Origin of the sequence: Dyella sp. RRB7 (assembly GCF_022761115.1) — a bacterium.
Lineage (GTDB): Bacteria > Pseudomonadota > Gammaproteobacteria > Xanthomonadales > Rhodanobacteraceae > Dyella.
In genome coordinates this window covers 437,749-454,042 of record NZ_JAKWJS010000001.1, presented here as the reverse complement: position 1 = coordinate 454,042, position 16,294 = coordinate 437,749, and the positions used below count along the sequence as shown (strand labels likewise).

Sequence of the window (16,294 nt, the reverse complement as noted above, 5' to 3'; positions counted from 1 at the left end):
ATCATCCGGGCACATAGGCCACCCTGCTGGGGAGCGGCGTCGTGCTCGAATGTGTGCGTGGATCTAGACGTCTTCCCCTGTCCTTGGGCAGGGCCTGCCTGGCAGGCGCATGGCTGGCGCTGCTGCCGTGGTCCTTGCATGCACAGGCGGTGGACCCAGCGGCACCGCCGCTGCCAACCACGACGCCGGTACCAGCGAAATCCACTACCTCGCCACCCAAGCGGGTGGTCACGCTGGGCGAGGTGATCGTCTCGGCCAACCGCCGCCGCGAACCGTCGCGTGAAGTCCCCATGCACGTCGACGAGGTGTCGGGCGAGCAGCTGCAACAACTCGGCGCGCGCACGCTCAATGACTATGTGTCCTACCAGCCGGGTGTATTCCTCGCCAGCCAGGGTGGCCCGGGACAAGGTGAGCTGGTGATGCGCGGCGTTTCCACCGGCAACCAGACCAGCCCCACGGTATCGGTGTACATGGACGATGTGCCGATCGGCGGCAGCACCGTGTATGCGGCATCGGCCACGTTCCTGATCGATCCGGCGCTGATGGATGTGGACCACATCGAGTTCCTCTATGGTCCGCAAGGCACGCTGTACGGCGCCGGCTCCATGGGAGGCCTGGTCAAGTACGTGACCCGCCAACCCGATGCCAGTGCCGTGTCTGCCAGCGTGGGCACGGATATCTCCCATACCGAGCACGGCGGCATGAACTACACCGAGCGCGGCATGCTCAACGTGCCGCTGGTGAAGGACGTGGCGGCCTTGCGCCTGAATGTGCTGGACGAGCACACGGCCGGCGTCTACAACGCCGTCGGGCCCGAGGCGGCGGGTGGCGCGGATCGCTCGCACACGCAGGGCATCCGTGCGCAGCTGCAGGTCGATCCCACCGACAAGCTCAGCTTCAATCTCAGTGCCATGGCGCAGCGCCTTGCCGCCGACGGCCTTTCCATGGCCGACTACAACCTCCAAGGCCAGCCGATCTCGGGCGGGCCCTATAACCGCGAGCTCAATCATCGCGAGCCCTTCACGCAGACGCTGCAGTTGTATTCGTTCCGCGCCAGCTACGACTTCGGCGGAGCCACGCTGGACTGGATCAGCGCCTATCAGGATTTCCAGAACCGCAGCGTGCAGGACTATCCCAATGGGTTCCTGGATCTGCTCAATGCTTTGGGCCCGGCCTTGGGTATCGACCAGCAGTTGAGCAATCTCTATGTCGACTCGGTCTACGACGTGCACAAGGCCACGCAGGAAATCCGCTTCACCTCACCCAAGGGCGACAGCTTCGACTGGCTGGCCGGCCTGTGGTTCAACCGTGAAGACGTGTGGGCGCACTACAGCCTGCTTGGCGACAACCTCAGTGCGCCGGGGAAGACTTACCTGATCGAACAGAACACCGGTTCCCGCTTCGAGGAATACGCCGGCTACGGCGATCTCACCTGGCACCTCACTCCCAGCTTCGATCTCGCCGCCGGCGCACGCGTCAATGGCGACACGCAGCGACTGGCCAGCCAGGAACAGGGGCCGGTGGCGGGAAGCCCCGGCGGCTTTCGCATCAGCCGCACCGGCTCGGATACCACCGAGATGATTACCGCGTCGTATCGTCCCGACACCACGCACAGCTACTACGCCCGCGTATCCACCGGCTATCGCCCTGGCGGGCTGCAGGCGCCCTTGTTGAGCAGCGTGCTCGGCCCGGTACCGACGGCCTCCGATACGTTTGGTTCGGACAAGCTGACGAGTTACGAGATCGGCTACAAGGGAAGCCATCTGGACGGCCATCTCAATATCGGCGTGGATGCCTATGACATCGAGTGGCACAACCTGCAGCTGTTCACCTATACGCTGGGCAACACCATCATCCAGAACGCGGGCGACGCGCGCATTGGCGGACTGGAAGGCCAGCTCACCTATACGACCGGACCATGGAGCCTCAACGCGGCGGGGGCCTATACCGATGCACGCACGCTGCAAAGCGATCCGGCGATTGGCATCCGCGAGGGCGCGCCGTTGCCCTATTCGGCCAAGGCCACGGCCACGCTCAGTGCCCGCTATCAGTTCGAGCTGGCCGGTCACGGCGCGTATGCCGGTGCGACGGAGCGGTTGTCGACCTCACGCCACGCCGGTTTCGCAGGCGACAACAGCGACCCGGATTTCCACCTGCCGGGCTTTGGCCTGCTCGATCTCAATACCGGCATCACGCTTGATCACGGCATGACCGTGGACGTCTACGTGCGCAATGCGCTCAATCGCCGCGTGGCCATCGGCACCCTCAATGCCCAGTCGATCAACTTCCTCGCTGCACTGGGTGGACCGATGCTGGTGCAGCAATCGACGCCGCGCACCATCGGGGTGTCGTTCAACGTGCCGTTTCACTAGGACCGCTGGCGACTCGCCGGGTCGCCAGGGCGAGTCGGTCAGGCGGTGACCTGGTTGCGCGTGCCGATATGCGGGAAGCGGGCGCGGATCGATTGACGGATGCTAGGCAGGTCCAGGCCGGCCATGGTCAGCACCTCTTCGCGGCTGCCGTGCTCCAGGTACACGTCGGGCAGGCCCAGGTGCAGGATCGGCTTGACCACGCCGTGCGCGGCCAGGCACTCGGCCACGCCGCTGCCGGCGCCGCCGGCGATGGCGTTGTCTTCCAGCGTGACGAAGGCGTCGTGGGTCTTGGCCAGTTCGAGGATCATCGCCTCGTCCAGCGGCTTCACGAAGCGCATGTTGACCAGGGTGGCGTCCAGCTCCGCGGCGATTTCGGCGGCCGGCGCCAGCATGGTGCCGAAGCTGAGCAGGGCCAGGCCGCGGCCACGGCGGCGCAGCTCGGCCTTGCCGATCGGCAGCGTGTCCAGCTCCTTGTGCAGCGGCACACCGGGACCGGTGCCACGCGGGTAGCGCACGGCCGCCGGTCCGGCGTACTTGAAACCGGTGCTCAGCATCATGCGGCATTCGTTTTCGTCGGCCGGCGCCATGATCACCATGTTCGGCAGGCAACGCAGGAACGACAGATCGAAGCTGCCCGAGTGCGTGGCGCCATCGGGGCCGACCACGCCGGCGCGGTCGATGGCGAAGGTGACGTCCAGGTTCTGCAGCGCCACGTCGTGGATGGCCTGGTCATAGGCGCGCTGCAGGAAGGTGGAGTAGATCGCCACCACCGGCTTGGCGCCTTCGCAGGCCATGCCCGCGGCCAGCGTCACCGCGTGCTGTTCGGCGATGGCCACGTCGAAATAGCGCAAGGGATATGCCTTGGAGAAGCGCACCAGCCCGGAGCCTTCGCGCATCGCCGGCGTGATGCCGAGCAGGCGTTCGTCGGCAGCGGCCATGTCGCACAGCCAGTCGCTGAAGATGTCGGTGTAGGTCGGCTTGGACGGCCCGGACTTCTTGGTCAGGCCGGCCTGCGGGTCGAACGGTCCCACCGCGTGGTACTCGATCTGCGCCTGTTCGGCCGGGGCGTAGCCCTTGCCCTTGGTGGTGATCACGTGCAGCAGCTGCGGGCCGGGCAGGTCTTTCACCGTGCGCAGCGCGGCAAGCAACTGGTGGATGTTGTGGCCGTCGATCGGGCCGGTGTAGTGGAAGCCCAGTTCCTCGAACAGCGTGCTGGGCACGAACATGCCCTTGGCGTGCTCCTCCCAGCGCTTGAAGAAGCGACCGAAGAACGACTGTTTCGGAATGGCGCGCTTGGCCCGCTCGCGCAAGGCGTTGAGCCGGCGGCTGCTCATGGCGCGCGCGGCCATCTTGGTCAGCGCGCCCACGTTCTCGCTGATGGACATGCCGTTGTCGTTGAACACGACCAGCATGTTCGGCTCCACGTCGCCGCCGTGGTTGAGCGCCTCGAAGGCCATGCCGGCGGTCATCGCGCCGTCGCCGATCACCGCCACGAACTTGCGCGGGTCGCCCCGGCGCTGCGCGGCGATGGCCATGCCCAGCGCGGCCGAGATGGAGGTGGATGAATGGCCGACGCCGAAGGTGTCGTACTCGCTTTCCTCGCGGCGCGGGAACGGCGCCAGGCCATCCTTCTTCTTGATCGTGGTGATGCGGGCACGGCGACCGGTGAGGATCTTGTGCGGGTAGCACTGGTGACCCACGTCCCACACCAGGCGGTCGTTCGGCGTGTCGAATACGTGGTGCAGGGCCACGGTCAGTTCCACCACGCCCAGGCCCGCGCCGAAGTGGCCGCCCGAGCTGGCGACGGCCTCGATCAGGTACTGGCGCAGTTCATCGGCGACGGCGGGCAGCTCCTCATCGGCGAGGCGGCGCAAGTCGGCCGGCGTCTCGATGGTCGCCAGGCGGGGGAAGCGGGACAGGTCGTTCATGGGCGTATTGTTGGCCCAGAGAGGAGGCGGGGCAAGGGCAGGGACGTGAAATCCCGCGGTCGGCGGTGCCCCGCAGCGGCGGTGCCCGCCGTCAGGCCATCTGTGCCCGGCGGTCGCGCGGCAGGTGATTGACCAGGAATTCCATCTGGTCGGCCAGGATGTTGCGGTTGGACAGGATCAGGTGCTCCACCCAGCTGGGCCGGTAAGGCACCGCCAGCAGCGGCATGTTGGCCTGCTGCGGCGTGCGGTTGCTCTTGCGCAGGTTGCAGGCCAGGCAGGCGCTGACCACGTTCTCCCAGGTGTCCTTGCCGTGCTTGGAAATCGGCAGCACATGGTCGCGGGTCAGTTCGCCGCGACTGAAGCGCTCGCCGCAATACAGGCACAGGTAGCGGTCGCGGGCGAACAGGGCGGTGTTGGTAAGCGCGGGGGCCGGATCGATCGCGTGGTCGCGGCAGTGGCCGGTGCTGGCGACGATCGGGTGCAGCGACAGCTTGCTCTGCTCGCCGCTCAACCGGTTATGGCCGCCATGCACGGTGAGGCACGGGTCGCCCAGGGTCCAGGCGACGGCGTCGCGGACATAGAGGCAAACCGCCTCTTGCCAGCTGATCCAGTCGAGGATGCGACCGGCGGCGTCCAGCGAAAGCACGCGGGTCGAATGGAGGTCGACAACGCGGCTAGGTACTTCCATCAGCATGCAAAACCGTCCTTCAACCAGTGCGAATGAACGTTCGGGCGATGCAACGATGCTCGTAACCTTTGCAGGATAGACCAATTTCGTTACAGATCACACGCAAATGCTTGTCTGGGCAGGCAGAAGCCGACACGGCAGGGGGTGTTCGCGAGGGCCACGGGCGCTGATATAGTGCTCGTTCATCTGTAGACCCGGGGCCGGGTTTGGGAGGGGGAGCCTGGGTGGCGACCCCGGCACGGCAAGGGAGAGGTAGTTAACGTGGCTGAAGTTCTTTTCTACGAGCGCCCTGTGCCGCTCAACCGTACCGACCACAAGGATCTGCGCATCAAGCCCATCCCGAACTTGAAGTTCGCGGGCGCGGTGCACTCGGTTCCGCTGACCGGCGTGGAATTCCCCGCCGCTGCTCGCGACCTGCCCATCCTGTTCGGTGGCGTTACCGTGGCGGACGCTGGCCCGATGGTCCTGCTGGGCCTGCGCCAGAACGAGAACCTGTACGTCAACGACGCTGGCCAGTGGGAAGCGAACGTCTATATCCCCGCCTTTGTGCGCCGCTATCCGTTCGTGCTGGCCGAAAAGCCGCCGGGTGCGGAAGGCGATGACTTCACCGTGTTCCTCGACGAGGCCTACGAAGGCTTCGGCACCGTGGAAGGCGACCGCCTGTTCAAGGAAGACGGCAGCGATACCGAACTGCTCACCAACGCGGTGAAGTTCCTCGGCGAATTCCAGCAGCACATCGCGCGCACGCAGTGGTTCATGGAGCAGCTGCGCAAGCATGACCTGCTGGAGCCGCGCAACATCCGCCTGGAGCGGGGCGGCAACTCCATCAACCTCAATGGCCTGTTCGTGGTCAACGAGGACAAGCTGCGCCAGCTGGACGAGAAGACCACGCACGAATTCCTGCGTGAAGGCGTGCTCGGCTGGATCTACGCGCATCTGCTGTCGCTCAACAATATCGACCGTGTGTCGCTGCGCCTGAGCCAGCGTGAGCAGGTTGAGGGAGCGGCGGCTGCCGTCAAGAACTGAGGTACCGGCGTCGCGGCGTCCCTGGGATGCCGCGACGCTGATCCCGCTGTGCGCAAGGCGCGGCGATCGGAGCTGGAAGCACTCGGTGGCGCTTCCACGATGGGCCATGGCTGCCGGCTATACGCCGCCCTCACATAAATCACGCATCGACGGGCGATATGCTTGGTGCCGCCGCGTGGCTGTTGCCGCCTGGCTGATGCGGAGGCATGGCCTCCGTTTCCGGAAGGGCTAACAGCATGTCCGAACAGAACAAGCGTGTCGTGCTCGGCTACGTGGATGCATTCAATCGCGGCGATATCGACGCGGTAGGCGCGACGTTTGCCGCCGACGCGTTGATCCATGGCGCGATGGGCTGGGGTGGGCTGGATACGGCCAGGTCGGTTTGGAGCGAGCTGATGCGCTGCTTCCAGGTAAGCCTGGAAGTGGACGCGGTGGTGGCCGAGGGCGACAACGTGGTGGTGCGTTACACCGAGCGTGGCCGTTCGGTACAGCCGTTTCACGGCGGCCCGGTGACCGGCAGGGACTACGAGCTGGTGGCCATGGAGTGGTTCGTGGTCAAGGAAGGCCATATCGAGCGCCGCTGGGGCGCCCGGGATGCAGCTTCGATGTTCCGGCAGATGGGGTTGCCGCTGCCCTAGAGGCAGGGCCGGCACATCAGCGAACCGGCTTGGCCAGTCGCAACAGATCGGCGGCGTAGCCGGCGTTCTCGTAGATCGCCCGTGCACGTTCGTTGCCCGGAAAAACCGCCAGCGTCACCAGCTGGCAGCGATGCTCGCGCGCCCATGACTCGGCGTGTTCAAGCAAGGCGCGGCCCACGCCCTGGCCCTCGTGCTGCGGGGCCACGGCCAGGTCGGAAATATGGCAATTGCTGCGCCCGGTAAAAAAATCCTGGGTTTTCTGCAGGTGAATGAAGCCCACCGGCTCGCCATCGCCATCCTCGGCCACGAACAGGAAGCTGTTGGCGGGCTGGTCTTCGAGGTGGCGCAGCAGTTCGTTGCGGATGCCTTCGATGCATTCGTGCCGTCGCCGCCAGGGCGGCAGGGTGAAATCCACGAAGCGGGGCACCAGGCCAAGAATGAAGTCGTCGTCGTCTTCGGCCAGACGGATCAGGTAGGTGGCATCGCTCATGCGGGAAAACCGGACAGCGAGGGAGGTTTGCCGTTTCTACACCTTGATTCGTTACCGCGGTAGTACCCGCGCGGGCCGCCGTTGCAGCGAGCCCTCCCCGTTGCGGGGAGGGCTCGTGGGCACTACGCGATCGCCGGCAGCGTATCCACGCCAGCCTCGATGGCGGCCTTGTGGGTCAGGCTGCGCGGCAGGATGCGCGCGAAGTAGAACTTCGCCGTATCGCGCTTGGCCTGCTTGAAGGCTTCCTGCTGGCTGCTGGTGGCCAGGGCGGCCACGTTGCGTGCCCACATATAGGCCAGCGTGACATAGCCGGAGTAGTACAGGTAGTCGCTGGCGGCGGCGCCCAGTTCTTCCGGGTTGGCCTGCACGCGCTGGGCCAGCGCCAGGGTCAGGTCCGCCCACTCCTTGGTATGGGCAGCCAGCGGGCCGATCAGGCCGGCCAGCACGGGGTCCTGCGCGTGCTGCTGGCAGAACGCCTGGATTTCCTTGGCGAACACCTTGAAGCCCGCGCCCTGCAGCTGGAGGATCTTGCGCCCCAGCAGGTCGGCGGCCTGAATGCCGGTGGTGCCTTCGTACAGGGTGATGATGCGGGCATCACGCACGAACTGCTCCACGCCGTTCTCGGCGATGTAGCCATGGCCGCCATATATCTGCAGCGCTTCCTTGGTGCTCTCCTGGGTCAGCTCGGTCACCACGCCCTTGGCGATGGGGATGAGGAAGGCGACCAGGTCGCTGGCCTGCTTGCGGATCGCCTCGTCGGCGCCGCGCGCTTCCACGTCGGTCTGCAGCGAGGTGTACAGCAGCAGCGTGCGCGAACCTTCCACGATGGCGCGCTGGGTCAGCAGCATGCGGCGCACGTCCGGCTGCACCAGCAGGTTGTCGGCCGGCTTCTCGGGGAACTTCGGGCCGGACAGCGAGCGGCCCTGCAGGCGCTCGCGCGCATAGTTCAAGCTGTTCTGCAGGGCGCGCTCGGACAGCGCCAGGCCCTGCACGCCCACGCCCAGGCGCGCGGCATTCATCATGGTGAACATGGCGGCCAGGCCCTTGTGCGGCTGGCCGATCAGGTAGCCCTCGGCGGCGTCGAAGTTCATCACGCAGGTGGCCGAGCCGCGCAGGCCCATCTTGTGCTCGATGGCGCCGGCGGCGACGGCGTTGCGCTCGCCCAGCGAACCGTCGGCATTCACCTTGAACTTCGGCACGATGAACATCGAGATGCCGCGGCTGCCGGCCGGGGCGTCGGGCAGGCGGGCCAGCACCAGGTGGATGATGTTCTCGGTGAGGTCATGCTCGCCGGCGCTGATGAAGATCTTGGTGCCGGTGATCTTGTAGCTGCCGTTCTCGCCGGGTTCGGCGCGGGTCTTGAGCAGGCCCAGGTCCGAACCGGCCTGCGGCTCGGTCAGGCACATGGTGCCGGTCCAGCGACCTTCCACGATCGGCTTGAGGTAGGTGTTCTGCTGTGCCTCGGTGCCGTGCAGCTCCATCGCGTGGCAGGCGCCTTCGGACAGCAGCGGGTACAGGCTCCACGACAGGTTGCCGGACTGGAAGATTTCGGTGGTGGCGGTGCCGATGGTGTTCGGCAGGGCCTGGCCGCCGAAGTGCTCGGCCTGGGTCAGGCCGGTCCAGCCGCCCTCGGCGAAGGCCTTGAAGGCTTCCTTGAAGCCCTTGGGCGTGGTCACCGTGTGGGTGGCCTTGTCGAAATGGCAGCCTTCCTCGTCGCCGCTGGCGTTGAACGGGGCCAGCACGGCCTCGCTGAGGCGGCCGGCTTCTTCCAGCACGGCGTCCAGCAGATCGCGCGTGTGGCCTTCGCCACCCTGCAGCTGGGTCAGCACGGCTTCGGCGCCGAGCACGTCAAAGAGGGCGAAACGCTGGTCGTCGAGCGGAGCCTTGTAGATGGTCATGGCGTAGTCCTTCGTGGGTAGTACGAGCGCTTGGGATCAGCGCCAGGTATTGGGAATGCCGGGCACGGGCGAGAGCCAGTCGTTGCCGTGGAAATCGAAATCGCGGGGTTTGTCTTCCTGCTCAGGCTTGGCGTTGGCCGTGCCGGTCACGCTGTAGGCCAGGCTGCCGGCGCTGCCCTTGCTGGCGGTGGCCTTGAGCGCGGCGGACATCTCGGGGGTTGGCAGCAGGTCGATCTGGAGCACGTCCGCGGCGAAGGCGGGGATGTCCAGATCAAAGCGGCTGTGCAGGCGCACCGGGATCAGGTCGGCCACCTTCAGCTCGCCGTCGAGCGACTTGAAGTCCATCTCGCCATAGCTGTTGTTCTGGATGCGCACCGTGAGATGCCACTGCCCATCGGGACGCAGCGCCATTTCCTGGATGCTCACCGACGGCGGAAACACGCTCTTGCGCGGCGGCCCACAGGCCACCAGGCCTGCCACCAGAACACCGAGCGCTACACAGCCGAGCAGTCGTCTCATGGTTCACCTCAAACGATTGTTTGAATCTTAGCAGGATGATCGGGCCGGCTGTCACCGGGTCATCGCCAGGGGCCGATCTCAGCGGGCACGCGATCACGTCCGCGTGATGGCGTCGCCCGGCGGCGGGAGGTTCCCATTGTGCTGCGCAACAGGCATCATCAAAGGTTCCCGCATTCAAGCCTTTTTCGCTCATGACCCGACGTATTGCCGCCCGCCGCTCGCCCATCCATGGCAATGGCGTTTTCGCCGTCGCCCCGATCAAGAAGGGCGAGGAAATCATCGAGTACAAGGGCACGCTGATGAGCCACGCCGAGGCCGACGTGCTGTACGGCGATGGCGGCGAGACCGGCCATACGTTCCTGTTCACGCTCAACGACGACTACCTTATCGACGCCAACCGCAAGGGCAACACGGCGCGCTGGATCAACCACAGTTGCGATCCGAACTGCCAGGCCCTGATCGAGGAAAGCGCCAGCGGCGACCCGCGCAAGGATCGCGTGCTGATCGAGGCGATCCGCAATATCAAGCCGGGCGAGGAACTGACCTACGACTACGGCATCACGCTGGATGTGCCGCATACCGCGCGGTTGAAGAAGTTGTGGGCGTGCCGGTGTGGGTCGAAGAAGTGTACGGGGACGTTGCTCAAGGCTAAGCGTTGAGCCGATTTGCCGTTACCGTCCGCGGAACGGGTAAGCGCATCTCGCTCGTCACCCCTGCATTCGCAGGGACGACGAGCGAAGAAAGAACGAGAGCGCTTGGTCAATCTGAGCAGGAACGAGGAACAGAACACCCTCAATCGTCCTGCGGATAATCGATACCCACCACTTCCACCGCGAGATCCCCCGCCGGTCGCCGCCAAACCACCTGATCCCCCACCCGCGCGCCCAGCAACGCACTCGCCAGCGGCGACACATAGCTCACCAGCCCATGCTCCACGTCGGCCTCGTCCTCCCCGACGAGGCGATAGCGCGCTTGGCCCTCATCGCTGTCCACCGTGACCAGCGCACCGAACGCCACGCGATCGTGTGGCTGCTGTGACAGGTCCACCTCGATGGCGCTGCCGACGCGCGCGTTGAGCCAGCGCAGATCGCGTTCGATGGCGGCCAGTTCGCTTTGCTGCGATAGCGCCTCACCGGCGTCGCGCAAGGCGTCGCGACGTTCACGTGCCGCGATCAGCCTCGCGCGAAGCTGTGCCAGTCCGCGCGGCGTGACGTAGTTGGGGTGTTCGCTCAGCGGGATGTCCGGCAGCCGTTCGCCGACGGACTCGTCCGCATCCTTCACAAAGGCGCGGCTCATCGCATGCCTCCAGCGCCGATGTTGCCGGCGCGTGTTCTGTGCCATGACAGGGCGGCGATGCCGCGCCTGTCGAGTGGCGATACGGATCAGTCTTCTTCCACGTGGGGCTTCCACGCCTCGGCCAGCTGTTTTTGCACCGGCGGGGGTACCGGTTCGTAGTGGCTCAGGTCCAGGCTGAAGCGTCCGCGGCCGCCGGTCATGGCCTTGAGTTCGGTGGGGTAGTCGGTGAGTTCGGCCAGCGGGGCTTGTGCCTTGATCACCAGCTCGCCGCCGCGCAGCGAGTCGGTACCCATGATGCGTGCGCGCTTGCCGGCAAGGCCGCCGGTAACGTCGCCCACGCTGGCCTCGGGAATGGCCACTTCCACGTCCACAATGGGTTCGAGCACGATCGGCCGCGCCTTGCCCACGGCATCCAGAAACGCTTTCTTGCCGGCGCTGATGAAGGCGACTTCCTTGGAATCCACCGGGTGGTACTTGCCGTCGTAGACGGTGACGCGCAGGTCCTGGATGGGGTAGCCGGCGATGGCACCGCTTTCCAGGGCCTGGCGCACGCCTTTCTCGATGGCCGGCAGGAACTGGCCGGGGATCACGCCGCCTTTCACCGCGTCGACGAATTCAAAGCCCGCGCCGCGATCGAGTGGTTCCACGCGCAGGAACACCTCGCCGAACTGGCCGGCGCCACCGGTCTGCTTTTTGTGGCGATGATGGCCTTCGGCGTGGCCGGCGATGGTTTCGCGATAGGCGATGCGTGGCGGGTGCGTGGTCACCTCCACGCCATAGCGCTCCTTCATGCGCTCGAGCATGATCTTCAGGTGCAGGTCCGACAGGCCGCGCACCACGGTTTCGTTGAGCTCCTTGTGGTGCTCTACGCGAAAGCACGGGTCTTCTTCCGCCAGCCGGCACAGTGCCTGCGAAAGTTTTTGTTCCTGCCCTTTGTGCTTGGGCTCCAGCGCCAGGCCGAACATGGGTTGCGGCAAGGGCATCGGCGCGAGATGGATGCGGTCCTCGTCATGCGAGTCGTGCAGCACCGCATCGAAGTGGATTTCCTCGATCTTGGCGATCGCGGCGATATCGCCGGGAATGGCCTGGTCGATTTCCTCGTGCGTCTTGCCGCGCAGGCGAAACAGATGGCCAACCTTGAAGGCCTTTTTGTTGTCGTCGATGAACAGCTGGGTTTCGCGGCGAAGGGTGCCTTGCCAGACGCGGAATATGCCCAGCTTGCCCACGAAAGGGTCGTTGACGATCTTGAACACGTCGGCGATGACGTGCTGGGTGGGGTCGGGATTGACGGTGATGTGCTCGTTGTCGCCATTGAGGAAAGGCGGCGCATTGCCCTCGGCGGGATTGGGCAGCAAGCGCTCGGCGAGTTCGAGGAATTCCTTGATGCCCACGCCGGTGCGCGCGCTGACAAAACAGATCGGCACCAGGTGGCCTTCGCGCAGGCATTGCTCGAAGGCATCGTGGAGTTCCTGCGGACTGAGGTCGCCTTCGCCCGAGTCCAGGTAATGGCCCATCACCGATTCGTTGATCTCCACCACCTGGTCGACGATGCGCTGGTGCGCATCGGCCAGTGACGAGAAATCGGTGGCGCCCTCGTTGTGGAAGAAGCAATCGCGCACCAGCTTGCCGCTTTGCGCGGGCAGGTTCACCGGCAGGCACTGGCTGCCGAATTCCTCGCGCAGCGCATCGACCAGCGCGCCGAGCCGGGCGCCTTCGAAGTCGATCTTGTTGATGACCAGGATGCGCGCGAGGCGCCGCTCGCCGGCGCGTTCCATCATGCGGCGCGTGCCGTATTCGATGCCGTTGGTGGCGTTGACCACCACCGCCACGGTTTCCACCGCGGCGAAGGCCGAGAGCGTGGGGCCACGGAAATCCGCGTAGCCGGCGGTGTCGATGAGGTTGATATGGCAGCCGCCGAAGGGAACGCTGGCAATGGCCGTGTCGATGGAGTGGCCGCGGGCCTTTTCCTGGCTGTCCGTGTCGGACTGCGTGGTGCCGCGCTCTACCGAACCCTGGGCCTGGATCACGCCGCCGGCGTGCAGCAGCGCTTCGAACAGCGTGGTCTTGCCCGCACCGGCGTGTCCGGCGAGCGCGATGTTGCGGATGTTTTCCGTGTTGTACGACACGATGCGACCCTCCTCTTTGCGAGGCGCGGAATCGTGCCGACGATGACCTGCGGCGCCGCACGAAGCCGCGCTGGCGGCTGACGATGGCGGGCCGTCATGGTCGTCCAGGCGTTCAGGACGCGGGGGCGGTCATGGCGGATACGGCCGGGGAGGCCGTTCGCATAGACTTTCGCCAATGTCCCCCGGGGTCAAGCTGCAGTGCGGTGGCGGGAACCGGGTGCCCATCTCGCTTGTCTGCAGGAGTCTCCCCCGTTGTGCGGTCGGCAAGGATGCCGATCCTGCGGCTTTTCCCCTGAACCTAAGAAGGGACTCGTCATCGAGCGTACCGAGCAAGTCGAACATCATCGCTGGACGCCACCCGGGCCCGACGCGCGCGGGTTGGCGCCCCTCGACGGTCCCACCCGCGCGCTGCTGCACCAGCTGCGCTGGCGCAAGGCGCCGCCCGACCGGCGGCGTCGATGGTGGGTGCTGGGCGTGGTGCTGGGGCTGCACGGGCTGTTCGCGCTGCTGACCTGGCACGAAATGCAGTGGCGTTATCCGCCCGAGCCGGAGCGCAAGCGCGAGGGCGCCCTGCAGGTACGGCTGATTCCCGCTCCGCACGTGGCGGTGCCGGTCGCCGCGATGCCGCCAGCGGCACCTGTGCTGCCGCCCGCGCCGCCGGTTCCCGCGGTGGTGGCCAAGCCGCCACCGGTCGTCCATGAGGCGCCCGCCAAGAACGCGATGACCGTGACCCTGCCGGCCGCGACGCCCGCGCCCGAACCGGCGCCCGCGCCGCAGCTCTACGATGCCGCGGGCCAGCCGGTGCTGCCTGCAGTGGCCAGCACGGCGCCACCCGCACCGGAGCCCGGCTATGTGCAGCGGATGCCGCAGGACGATGCGAAGCTGATGCAGCACGGCAGCCCCATCACCTACAAGCCGACGCGTTTCGACAAGGACTGGCACAAGAGCGGCGGCAGCAGCGTCGATGACGCGCTCAAGAAGGCAGTGGACAGCACCACCGCCGAACACACCTTCCATATCGCGCCGGGTGTGCGCATTCATTGCTCGGTTTCGTTGGCGGCGCTCTCCGGCGGTTGCGGTGGTGATCCGCCGCCGCAACCGCCGTCGAAGGACGGTGACATGCGCCTGAGCATGGCGCCGGCCAGTTCGCTGGCGCCGGGTACGCCGTCGCCGCCCGCGCCCAGCGTGGACGAGTGCATCGCCATCTATCGCGCCGACAAGCCATTGCCGTATGGCTGCCCGATCGATACGCCGACCCGTTCGGTGGACGCCGAAATGCGCGAGCGGGCGAATCACCAGGGTGATGCGGGCGGCCACTGAGCTGCCCTGTCATTCGCCACCCAAGGACTTCTCAGGCCGGCGGCATCGCCCGCTACACTTGTCGTCATGGACAAGGAATCCGCGGGCCGGCTGACAGTGACGCTTCCATCGCCAAAGTCGGCGGCGGAGAGCGCCTTCGTCTATCGCCGCCGCCGGGCGGAGCGGCCGCGCGATCGCTGGTTGCGCATCGTGGGGCTGGTCGGCGCGCTGCTGGTGCATCTGGTGTTTCTGTTCGGCGCCATCCTCGGGCCGGCGTACGAGATGGAAGAGTCCAATGAATCGAGCACGCCGCTGGTCGTCCGGCTGATCGACAAGAAGCAGGAAGAGCCGCCCCCGCCACCGCCGGTTCGGGGTACGCCGCCCAAGCAGGTCGGACCCGTGCATCGTGGCAATGCCACCAACGCGCCGCATACGGCCAGGCAGAGCACCTCGTCCACGCGCACCAACAGCGAACTGACGCCGATTCCCGTGCCTGCGCTGGAAACGCCGGTCATCGCCAATGCGCCCAAGCCGACCGCGCCCAAGCCGCAGATCACCGCTGCACCATTGCCACCGGTGAGCTTGCCCAAGCCAGCACCCACCCAGCAATTGCAGCCGGTGCCCACCGCGCCCGAGCCGCCGCAGGTGGCGCTGGAAACACCGCCGGTGTCCAAGCCGGTACCGCCCAGGTTCCAGCCCGAGCCGGTGCGCAAGCCGCAGTTGGAAGGCACCCAGCCACTGCCGCCGCCGGCATCACTGGCGATACCCGCGGTGCCGCCGCAGTCGGCGCCGGTGGTGGCCGTACCGACCATGGCGATGGAGAAGGCTGTGCCAGCCGACACGCATCCGAGCATCGCGCAGGTAGCGCGCCCGGAAGAGCCGGCCGCACCGCCGGAAGCGGAGATGCCGGCCGTGCCGCTGCCAGCGCAGGCCGCGCCAACGGTCAATCTGCAACCGCAGCCCAGCACGGTATCGGTGGTGGTGCCGCGTGAGCAGCCGCAGGTACAGTCGCCGGCCATTCGCGTGGCCGAGCCGGAACTGGAAGCGGTGCCGCTGCCGCCCCAACCACAGCCGAGCATGGAGCGCCCGCAGGCACCGCGCCTGGAAACCGTGGCGCCGGCCGCGATCGCGCTGGACAAGCAGCCCACGGTGGAGCGCCCGCAGATCTCCACCGAGCAGCCTTCGGTCGCCTCGCCCACCCAGGCCAGTGCGGTGGCACCTTCGAACGCCGCCCAGGCGCAAAGCGCCGCCAGCGCCCGGCAGAACACCGCCAGCAGCGAGGCCGCGCCCACCGGCGGCGAGCAAGCTGTCAGCAGTGCACCCAACGCCACGCCGCAGGGCAGCGACAGCGGCAATCCTGGCCAGCCCAACGGGGTGAACCAGTCATCCGCCGTCGCCGGCAGGAACGGCCTCAACCTGTCCTTGCCCGCCGGGCAGGGTAGCGGCCAGGGCAGCCAGGGGCAGGGTGAATCCCCGGGCGGCGTGACGGGGACCTATGTGCAGCTCAAGCCGCACGGCAATACCGAGATCATGTCGCACGGCACGCCGAACATCGGCTACCAGGCCACGCGTTTCGAAAAGGACTGGACGCCGGAAGGCGAAAGCTCGATCGACACCGCGCTGCGCCATGCGGTAGAGAAGACCACGTTGCGGCATACCTTCAACCTGCCGCGCGGCGTGCGCGTGGAATGCGTGGTGATGCCGCTGTTCCCGATGGCCCTGCTCGGGTGCGGCGATGGCAATCCGCCGCCCAAGCCGGTGGATGACGTGGTGTACCAGCGGATGAAGCTGGCGCCGACCAAACCGCTGGCGCCTCCCGCACCCTCCGGCACGGCTGCGCCGACGGTGGCCACCATCAAGCTCGACAACAGTGCGGAATGCGCTGCTGCGCGTGTCGCGGGTGGACCCTTGCCGCCGGGCTGCCGGGCGGACCCCACGGTGATGCCGGCGGTGCCCGCGCATGCCGGCAGTACGTGGGTGCCGGCAAGCGACCAGTTCCACTGACCGACCTGCA

The 16,294-nt window shown here is 66.6% G+C and carries 13 protein-coding genes; 6 read left to right on the top strand and 7 right to left on the bottom strand.

What is annotated here, in order from left to right; genetic code table 11:
* Positions 1–41: 41 nt before the first annotated feature.
* The gene (locus MJ606_RS02140; protein WP_243047765.1) at positions 42–2,372 is read left to right on the top strand and encodes a TonB-dependent receptor; all 2,331 of its coding nucleotides are present in this window, start codon (positions 42–44) and stop codon (positions 2,370–2,372) included.
* A 38-nt stretch (positions 2,373–2,410) separates the two neighbouring features.
* Here the strand turns inward: MJ606_RS02140 and dxs are convergent, their stop codons facing one another.
* Positions 2,411–4,300 (bottom strand): 1-deoxy-D-xylulose-5-phosphate synthase, encoded by a 1,890-nt coding sequence (gene dxs, locus MJ606_RS02135; protein WP_243047764.1) that lies wholly within the window; start codon positions 4,298–4,300, stop codon positions 2,411–2,413.
* Between the two features lie 91 nt (positions 4,301–4,391).
* Positions 4,392–4,994 (bottom strand): HNH endonuclease, encoded by a 603-nt coding sequence (locus MJ606_RS02130; protein ID WP_243047763.1) that lies wholly within the window; start codon positions 4,992–4,994, stop codon positions 4,392–4,394.
* 255 nt (positions 4,995–5,249) lie between these two features.
* On the opposite strand from MJ606_RS02130, the gene MJ606_RS02125 reads away from it, so the two are divergent.
* Positions 5,250–6,014 carry a SapC family protein gene (locus tag MJ606_RS02125; RefSeq protein ID WP_243047762.1) on the top strand — a complete coding sequence of 255 codons (765 nt, stop codon included), beginning with the start codon at positions 5,250–5,252 and terminating at the stop codon, positions 6,012–6,014.
* Positions 6,015–6,250: 236 nt separating this feature from the next.
* A complete protein-coding gene (locus MJ606_RS02120; RefSeq protein ID WP_243047761.1) occupies positions 6,251–6,652 on the top strand; it encodes an ester cyclase in 402 nt (133 codons plus the stop codon).
* A 16-nt stretch (positions 6,653–6,668) separates the two neighbouring features.
* Here MJ606_RS02120 and MJ606_RS02115 read toward each other — a convergent pair whose 3' ends face one another.
* From MJ606_RS02115 to MJ606_RS02105, 3 genes are all read right to left on the bottom strand, one after another.
* Entirely contained in the window at positions 6,669–7,142 is a 474-nt protein-coding gene (locus MJ606_RS02115; RefSeq protein WP_243047760.1) for a GNAT family N-acetyltransferase, read from the bottom strand.
* A gap of 122 nt (positions 7,143–7,264) precedes the next feature.
* Entirely contained in the window at positions 7,265–9,040 is a 1,776-nt protein-coding gene (locus MJ606_RS02110) for an acyl-CoA dehydrogenase C-terminal domain-containing protein (protein WP_243047759.1), read from the bottom strand.
* A 36-nt stretch (positions 9,041–9,076) separates the two neighbouring features.
* Entirely contained in the window at positions 9,077–9,559 is a 483-nt protein-coding gene (locus MJ606_RS02105) for a hypothetical protein (protein WP_243047758.1), read from the bottom strand.
* A gap of 191 nt (positions 9,560–9,750) precedes the next feature.
* On the opposite strand from MJ606_RS02105, the gene MJ606_RS02100 reads away from it, so the two are divergent.
* Positions 9,751–10,218, top strand: a complete 468-nt coding sequence (locus tag MJ606_RS02100; protein ID WP_243047757.1) for an SET domain-containing protein-lysine N-methyltransferase — start codon at positions 9,751–9,753, stop codon at positions 10,216–10,218.
* Between the two features lie 133 nt (positions 10,219–10,351).
* On the opposite strand, the gene MJ606_RS02095 is transcribed toward MJ606_RS02100, so the two are convergent.
* Positions 10,352–10,855 (bottom strand): GreA/GreB family elongation factor, encoded by a 504-nt coding sequence (locus tag MJ606_RS02095; protein WP_243047756.1) that lies wholly within the window; start codon positions 10,853–10,855, stop codon positions 10,352–10,354.
* Between the two features lie 86 nt (positions 10,856–10,941).
* Positions 10,942–12,981: an elongation factor G gene (gene fusA, locus MJ606_RS02090; RefSeq protein ID WP_243047755.1), complete on the bottom strand. Its 2,040-nt coding sequence runs from the start codon at positions 12,979–12,981 to the stop codon at positions 10,942–10,944.
* Positions 12,982–13,359: 378 nt separating this feature from the next.
* Between fusA and MJ606_RS02085 the strand changes: the two genes are divergently transcribed.
* Together MJ606_RS02085 and MJ606_RS02080 are read left to right on the top strand one after the other, a co-directional pair.
* Complete coding sequence (locus MJ606_RS02085) at positions 13,360–14,301, top strand: hypothetical protein (protein ID WP_243047754.1); 942 nt, start codon at positions 13,360–13,362, stop codon at positions 14,299–14,301.
* A gap of 66 nt (positions 14,302–14,367) precedes the next feature.
* A complete protein-coding gene (locus tag MJ606_RS02080; RefSeq protein WP_243047753.1) occupies positions 14,368–16,284 on the top strand; it encodes a hypothetical protein in 1,917 nt (638 codons plus the stop codon).
* The last annotated feature ends 10 nt before the right edge of the window (positions 16,285–16,294 follow it).